General features: G+C 46.8%; 2 protein-coding genes. Both read left to right on the top strand.

The window, feature by feature from the left end; all coding sequences use genetic code 11:
* Nucleotides 1–770 (top strand): thiamine pyrophosphate-dependent enzyme (locus tag A3729_RS21740; RefSeq protein WP_255376406.1); only part of this gene is annotated, 770 nt, incomplete at its 5' end.
* 1 nt (nucleotide 771) lies between these two features.
* The coding region (locus A3729_RS21735) for an alpha-ketoacid dehydrogenase subunit beta (RefSeq protein WP_082882159.1) at nucleotides 772–1,539 on the top strand (768 nt) is incomplete at its 3' end.

Here is a 1,539-nt window from a genome sequence, read left to right as displayed (position 1 = left end):
CACAATATGGCCACGCTGCCGGTGCAGCTGTTGCTCTGAAAACCAAAGGCATACATCAAGCATCTCTTGTTACGTGTGGTGAGGGCGCGACCTCGAAAGGCGACTTTCTCGAAACACTAAATCTGGCAGGGGCGTGGCAACTACCCTTGGTAATGGTTGTAAATAACAATCAATGGGCTATTTCGACCCCCCGCGATATTCAGTGCGGCGCGCAAACGATTGCCCAAAAAGCGATTGGCGCCGGGATTGAGGGACTGGTTGTTGATGGTAACGACTATTTTGCCGTGCGTCATGCAGTCAATATAGCACTGGAGAAAGCCTACGCAGGTAAAGGTGCAACGCTTATTGAAGCGGTGAGTTATCGCTTAGGGGATCATACTACCGCCGATGATGCTTCACGTTATCGCAGTGATTCTGAGCTGAAGTCAGCCTGGGACAAGGAGCCTATTTCAAGACTAAAAACTTTTTTACTGTCTAAAGGATACTGGTCGGAATCCAAGGAGAAAGAACTTCTCATACGAATTAAGAAGAAAATTAGTGAGGCTGTTGAAGCCTATCTTATAGAGGAGGATGACGTACCTGAGGCGATGTTTGATTATCTCTTCGAAACACTACCTGAGCCACTGCTTGACCAATACGCGCAGGTCAAATTGCTTGGTATGAAAAACACTAAAAAAATAAGCCCGCAATGTGAAGGGACAAGGTTTGAAAATACCGACGCTCAGGATAAGTTGAAGCCAGTTGATATGGAGGGGCATAGCCATGAATGATATGAATCTTACTAAAGCAATAGATGACTGTGCTCCTGAAAGTGTTGGCGCATCGAAGGTTTGTATTATTGAGGCCGTTAATATGGCATTGCATCGCGCAATGGCAGAAAGTGAAGAAGTGGTTGTGCTTGGCGAAGATGTTGCCGTTAATGGCGGTGTTTTTCGCGCAACGGAGGGCTTACGAGAAGCATTTGGTGTGCGTCGGGTTATGGATACACCACTAGCTGAAACGATGATTGCAGGCATGACTATAGGAATGGCAGCTCAAGGCCTGCGTCCGGTTGCAGAAATACAGTTTATGGGCTTCATTTATGCTGCAATGGAGCACTTGGTTAGCCATGCTTCACGTATGCGTAATCGCACACGTGGGCGCCTTTCTTGCCCAATGGTTATTCGCGCCCCCTATGGCGGGGGAATTCATGCACCCGAACATCATAGTGAAAGTACCGAGGCAATGTTTGCACATATTCCGGGTATTCGGGTTATACAGCCTAGCTCTCCAAAAAGGGCTTATGGACTGCTTTTGTCAGCGATTCGTTCCAATGACCCTGTTATATTTTTGGAGCCAAAACGCATTTATCGTTTATTTCATAGTGAGGTAAAGGATGATGGTGAAGGCTTGCCATTGGATAAGTCCTTTCTATTGCGTCAAGGAAGGGATATGACTTTAGTCTCATGGGGGGCGAGCATAAATGAAACTATGCAAGCGGCAAGTTTATTGGCTAGGGATGGGATTGAGTGTGAGGTGATAGACGTTGCCAGTATTTCT

The sequence above is a fragment of the Oleiphilus sp. HI0043 genome, assembly GCF_001634935.1.
The sequence above is the reverse complement of the archived record's forward strand: the minus strand, read 5'-3'. Positions and strand labels throughout refer to the sequence as shown.